This window comes from Prosthecobacter sp. (genome assembly GCF_044373815.1).
Classification (GTDB): Bacteria; Verrucomicrobiota; Verrucomicrobiia; order Verrucomicrobiales; family Verrucomicrobiaceae; genus Prosthecobacter.
Map to the genome: position 1 here is coordinate 1 of NZ_JBIPNG010000375.1, position 6,623 is coordinate 6,623.

General features: G+C 58.8%; 3 protein-coding genes. All 3 read right to left on the reverse strand.

Going from position 1 to position 6,623, the window contains the following annotated elements; genetic code table 11:
- A partial coding sequence (locus tag ACIREA_RS23560) for a GDSL-type esterase/lipase family protein (RefSeq protein ID WP_397384792.1) occupies positions 1 to 1,526 on the reverse strand: 1,526 nt, incomplete at its 3' end.
- Between the two features lie 122 nt (positions 1,527 to 1,648).
- Positions 1,649 to 6,127, reverse strand: a complete 4,479-nt coding sequence (locus tag ACIREA_RS23565) for a PVC-type heme-binding CxxCH protein (protein ID WP_397384793.1) — start codon at positions 6,125 to 6,127, stop codon at positions 1,649 to 1,651.
- Between the two features lie 94 nt (positions 6,128 to 6,221).
- Positions 6,222 to 6,623 (reverse strand): family 16 glycoside hydrolase (locus ACIREA_RS23570; protein WP_397384794.1); only part of this gene is annotated, 402 nt, incomplete at its 5' end.

A 6,623-nucleotide genomic window follows, 5' to 3' on the forward strand; every position in this document is an offset into this window, starting at 1 on the left:
GAGTCCTCCGTGCCGAAACCCGTGAAGACCTGACGGCTGAAGTCCGCCTTGCCATCGCCATCTGTGTCTTTGAGGAAGGTGAGGTGGGGCTCATCGGAAACATACACACCGCCGTCGCCGAACTCGAAGGCCAGCGGGATGTGAAGGTTGTTCGCCCACACCGTTGATTTGTCGGCTCGGCCATCGTTGTCAGTGTCTTCGAGAATGATGAGGCGATCCTTGGGCTCTTGGCCGGGGTAAAGATGAGGATAGGCCTGCGAAGTGCTCACCCACATGCGCCCAAGCGTGTCCCAGCGGATTTGAATGGGGTTTGCGATTTCGGGGAACTGCTCTTCGCTGGCGAAAAGGTTCACTTCGAAACGTGGATCGACCTTGAATGCAGCCAGTTCGTTCGCAGGCGTCATCCATTCGTTGGCACCTTTGCTTTCCTTGGTCTCGGGCATGGCAGGGACATTGGAGTCATCGACTTTTTTGCCGGCGAAGTTTTTGCCCTGCGCAATGGCCCAGATGCGCTGGTCACGATTGGCCACCATGACATCAAAGCTCCGCATCGCGGGGAGGAAGTCGAGATAGCCGTAGTCCTTGTTGCGGTCGCCTGTGTAGTAGAAGCCGTTCAGGGGGCGGTAGCGTTGGAAAAACTGCCGGTTCTTGTCTGTGATGGCCGCACGCAGCTCAGGCGTTGTCTCCGGCGCGCTGACTTCGAAGGTGGCGCGATACAGGGCCTCGCCGAATACCGCGTAGCCTTTGTCCTCAAGATGCACTCCGTTGAATGTAAGCCCCTTCATCGAGGGCAGCATCGGCTCAAACACATTGGCAAAACCGACTTTCTGCTTGGCGGCAATCTCACTCATCGCCTTCGTGTAAGCCGCAAGCCGGGCGTTGTTCATGTCCGCCGCTGGGACGCCGGTCACGTTCTCATTGGCGATGGGTGATACCAGCACCACACGTGGCCCTGCTTTGCCGTTATAAGCATGTGTCTTCAGCTCCTGAACCAGCGCCGTGAGCCGCAGCTTGAAGTCTGCCAGTTTCTCCAGCCCGCCGAAGGATTCGTTGAAGCCAAAGGCCGCGAAGATCACATCCGCCTTCTGTGCATGCAGGTGCTGGTTCAAGGTGCCGAAGTTCGTCGGGCGTGGCATCAGGTCCACTTCATCCGCCGACCACGCGAGCGTGCGCACCACGAGCTGTTTGTCCGCATGCCCCTTCAGCAGCATCGCTTCGAAATGCGGAAACTGCGCCCCGCGATCGAACAGTGTGTTGCCGATGAACACGACGTGATCACCCTTTGCCAGAGCCAGCGGTAGCGCTGTATCCACGGACGCTGTCACTGGTGGCAGCGGCGCGGATTTCTCCTCCATGTAGTATTTGGCCAGCGCCGGGCCTTCTGGCGGTGCAGGCTTCCCTGTGTCTGTGTTCTTCGCATCCAGCGGGTTCACAGCCATGACAGGTTTGCGGGCCGGCGTTTTCGGCGCGTCTGCAGCGTAAGCGAGGGTCGCCAGAGTGAGGAAGAGAGTGGCGGGCTTGATCATAAGGTGGAAGACTTGGATGAACGCACGGATTCACCTCACATTGCGGTGCAAAACCGGACAAGGAAGGATGCTGGCTGCAAGGCTCTCAAGACGAGAGCCTGATGTGGGAATTCACGAATGGATTACTTCACATGCATCACCCCACGCATGATGAGGTAATGGCCAGGGAAGGAGCAGACGTAGGGGTAATCTCCGGGTTTGGTGGGGGCGGTGAACTCGATGACTTGTTCTTTGCCGTGGTCGAGCAACTTGCTGTGCCAGAGGATGTCGGTGCTTTCAGGGATGAAGCCGGTGTCGAAGCCTTTGGCACCGAGGGCCATGGCTTTGATGGCGATTTCCTCGGCTTTGCCAGGATTCACCAGAAGGATGTTGTGCGGCATGAAGTCGGGATTGGCAAAGGTGAGCTTCACCTTCTTGCCGGCCTTCACGTTGAGTTCCTTCACGTCATACATCATGCGCTCAGGAATGGTGGCGACGCGGATGGTGGTGAGTTCCGGCGTGTCGCTGAGGATGCCGGATTTCTGCGCCTTTTTCTCGGCTTCAGCGGCGATGACGCCGCCGTGCATCGAGGCTTCGACGTTGAACCAGAGGTGCTGGACGACATTGGCCGCGTTACGGGCGTTCAGCTCGGGAGACTTCTGCAACTGACCGAGCAGCTCGACGTTGCGCACGTTGTGCTGCTGATGAATCCACAGCGCTTCGAGGAGATGATGCGCGTCTTCCTTCTTGGTTGGATCAAATTGCTTCATCCAGGACTGCGTGGCGGCGATGACTTCCTTGGTGTCGCGTTCGCTGAGCTCGATGTGGGTGCGGTGGCGCACACCATCGGCGGGGTGTTTGAGATTTTCCAGCAGAGCGGGGATCGGCTGGCCGTCCACAGGCACGACCTGCTGCAAGGGGCGGCCGGTGGCGGTGATGCGATAGACGCGGCCATGCGCGTGGTCGCGGTTCGGATCACGCACGTTGTGCTGCATGTGGCCGATGATGACGTTGTGCCAGTCGCTGAGGTAGAGCGAGCCGTCCGGTGCGAAGACTGCGTCACTGGGGCGGAAGTTTTTGTCTCCGCTCATGAGGAAGCCGCGTGAGGTCTCTTCGGTGACGGTGCCATCGGCCTGTGTGACTTTTACGGTGAGTTCGTCGCCTGCGGGTTCTCCCCAGACGGTGCCTTTGTCGGCATCACGCTCGAGGTGGTAGTGCTTCACGCCGAGGAAGCCGATGACGTTGCAGATGAGGAAGTCTCCCTGCATGGCCTCAGGGAAGTGCGTGCTGCTGACGACCTCGCTGGCGGTGACGGGGCGCACTTCTTTCTTGAGGAGTTCATACATTTTGAAACCGTTGCCTTCGGGACGCACCTGATAGGCGCGGCCGCCGGTGCCGTCCGTGGCATACTGGTAGCCCCAGGAGTCAAATGAGGTGCCATGAGGATTCGGTGAATTGTCTGCATGCCTGGCGATGGTGAAGCGGCGCGGATCAAAGCGATACATGGCGGAGGCTCCGGTGTTCAGCGAAGGGCCCCAGGGATGTTCGTGGTTGTGCTGCATGAACACACCGCTCTGCCAGTAGAGACCACCGTCGGGACCGTAGATGAGATTGTTTGCCCCGTGGTGGGAGTCAGAGCTGTCGAGCCCCATGAGCATGATGGTCTGCACGTCCGCTTTGTCGTCGCCATCGGTATCCTTGAGGAAGAGGATCTCTGACTGGCGGGTGACGAGCACACCGCCGTTCCAGAACTCAAAGCCGAGCGGATTCTGCACACGGGCAAATTCCGTGGCGCGATCAGCACTGCCGTCGTTATTGTCGTCGTGCAGGATGACCAGAGCATCGTTCATCTCCTTCAGCGGTTCCCATTTCGGATAGGTTGGCCAAGCGGCAACCCAGAGACGGCCCTTGGTGTCGAACTGCATCTGCACCGGATTCGCGATCTGCGGGAAACGCGTCTCGTCGGCGAACAGATGAACCTCGAAGCCTTTTTTCACCGCCATGTGTTTGATGGCTTCTTCACCGCTGATGTATTTCAGGATGCCTTCCTTCTGCGCGCTGCTGCTCTTGCTGCCGCCTCCCACGTTGGAGATGACGGGCACGGGTTTCGGCACGTTGCTGTCGTCGATTTTTTTGTCGCCACCGGTGATGCGAGCCCACACGCGCTCGTCGCGGTTCGCGGTCATGATGTCGAGCATAGAAAGCTCATGCTGCAGCACGACGGCGTTGGTCTGGCCATTGGTAAAGCTCAACGTGGAGCGGCTGCCCCAGACGTCGTTGCCATCGGAAGCGTGATAGCGGTTGTACCAGTGAAGGTCTTTGTCCATCACGGCTTCGCGCAACGGTTCCATGGAGGGCGATGCGCTCACCTGTTTGCCGAGCAATGCCTTTGCGATGACTTCTGCGAGCTGGCGGTCTCCCTCGATGGAAAGATGCACGCCGTTGATGGTAAGCGGTTCCTTGGCGGCTTTGAACAGCTCCAGCGAAGGATGATACAGGTCCACAAATGCCACGCCCGCTTCCTTGGCCGCTGCCTCAGTGGCTTTCGTGTAAGCTTCGAGCTTCGCGTTGTGCGCCTTGCCGTCCGGCACGTTCACATTGCGCGTGTCTTCATGCGCGATGGGGCTGAAAAGCACGATGCGTGGGAAGGATTTGCCGTTCGCCTTGCTGCCGCGTGTCTTCTTCACGAATTCGACGAGCTGCTTCTGAAACTCTTCCGGCTTGTTGTCATAGGATTCGTTGTAGCCAAAGAAGCCGAACACGACATCTGCCTTCACATGGCGCAGGTAGTCCGTCATGTGCGTGGCACCGCTGCTGCGCGGGTAGTTGTTTGGGCGGTCGCCGCTGGTGCTCATGTTGCGGAAGCGCACCTGCTGATCGGGGAGCTGACTCTGCAGCAGCGTTTCCATCCAGCCATCATGCTGCATGCGGTCGGGCAGGCCGTTGCCGAGGATGGCGACGACATCACCTTTGCCAAAGGCGAAAGGCGCATGGTCTTTGTAGTCCGCAGGCACTTCGGCCAGTTCAGGCTCCTTCACAGGAGCAGCGCCGCCGCCGGAGTTCTTCTGCGCAGGCTTGCCCGGCTTTCCTTCAAAGGTGAGGTAGGTCAGTTTGCCGCCGCCTTTGACATCGATGGTCATCGAATCCGGACCGGCGACGTTTTTGATCTCAAACACCGGTTTGCGAGCTTCATCGAGCAACTGGAGTGTGAAGTCGCCCAAACGGTCCGAAAAGCCCCGGCGGCTCCACAGTCCGATCGTGTCGATGGCTTGGCTGGAGCCCAGATCGACTTCCCACCATGGATTCGGCTGGTTCTCTTTCGTGTGCGTCTGGCCACCCTTGCCCCACTCCGGGTCCTTGTTGCCATCAAAGGCCCGTTCTGGTACGCCGCCGTTGGTTGTGGTTGATTGTGAAGCCTTGCCGCCCTTCACCACGTTCTTTCCGCCGCTCATCACTTCGATCTCTGCGATTTGCAGGCAGCGTTTGTCACCGGGAAGCTCAATGCGCACATAGCGTGCAGGCTTGCCTGAGGCGATGGTCACCTTGGATACTGCATCGGTCGTCGCTTTCGCCGCCGGCTTCTCTTCCGGTTTTGATTTTTTGGAAGCTCTCTTCGTGTTGTTGTTGGCTGGAATCTGCGAGGTGAAGCCTGCATACATCTCGGGTTTGACGCCATGGGCATAAGCACCGCCGCCAAAGGTGTTTGGCTTGAAGGGACCGACGAAGGACACATCGAGGTCGGGCTTGATCGCTTCTTCCATGCCCAAGCTCCAGAAGATGCCGTTCACGATCATGCGGCGATAGCCTTCGTTCGTGATGTCTTCCGAGGTGCCGTACAGCGTTGTGAAAACGCGGCCCGTTTTGCCGGAGGCGGACTTGTAGGTGCGTGTCCACTCGCTGGGCATCGGCGGCTTGGTGGCATCCGCAGGTGAATGTTGTGCCATGCCATTGAGCGGCTGGGCCATCGTCAAAATCTCGCCGTCCGTGGGTTTGCCGACATAACCGCCCGCCTGCACCCAGATGTCCTTCACACCACGGAGGATCGGGTGCGCAGCCTTGTTCGGCACGATGGCAATGCGAGTGCTTTGCTTGTGATTGGTGCCGTAGTGGCCCACCCAGGTCTGGCCGAGCACCTGATGGCCGAAGCCAAGCTCGTAACCTGCGACTTTGCTGTCATACGAATACTTGGCGAATGGATCATCCTTCGTCGTCTTGAAGCCATGCGTTGCGGTGCGCAGTCCGATCACCGGGCCGCCACGGGCGAGGTAATCATCAAGGTGCTTCATCTGCTCCGCCGGGAACTGCTGAAAGCGCAGGAAGACCACCGCGAGGTCCGCCGTGTCCAGCGCCTCCATCCCCGGCATGTTCGCGACTTCGCCCGCCACGATGTCGCCTTCTTGATCGATGTCGAACAGCACGGTGCACTTGAATCCCTGATGTTTGGCCAGCAGACGTGCGATAGCCGGCATCGACTCTTCGGAACGGTATTCATGATCTCCAGCCAGGAAGACGATGTGTTTCCCTTTGCCAGGCCCTTCGGTGCCTTCAAAGACAAGTGGCGCGGCGCTCGCGAAGGTCACGAGCGAGAACAGAGTGAGGAGCAGGGCGGCTGGGTTGGTCATAACAGGTTGGAACAAACGTGGAGTTGCGGTGTGGTATCTCGCGGTGGGCAGCGAAACCGGACAAATAAAATGGAGGGCTGAGGATTTATCCGAATTACTTCTTCGTCTGCGGCACCACAGGACCGGTGCCTTGTGGACTCTTCGTCCGTGGCTTCTCGATCTTCACCGCTCCAGCGGTAAGGCTCGTCGGATCAAAAGACGATGGCTCCGTGACGGGGAGCACCTTAAGGCGGAGGTCTTTGATGTGAACGCTGTTCGGATTGCCGCGATGGAGCTGAATGGCCAGCAGGCCTGCCAGAGCGCGCTTCTTTTCATCGTAGTCGGTCAGTTGGGAGGTGACCTTGCCGTTGATCTTGTGCACCAGGTGGTTTCCGCGTGCGATGATCGTGTACTCATTCCACTGCGACACATCCACCTTCACTGGTTCATGCGTGGAGAGCTTCCACAGTGCGCCTTCCGGGTCGAGCATGACGTTGGTGCCATTGAGGCCGAAAAT

What these genes read in the sequence shown, in the direction of transcription:
- ACIREA_RS23565 (WP_397384793.1), bottom strand. Translation starts at nt 6,127, where the DNA reads ATGACCAACCCAGCCGCCCTGCTCCTCACTCTGTTCTCGCTCGTGACC.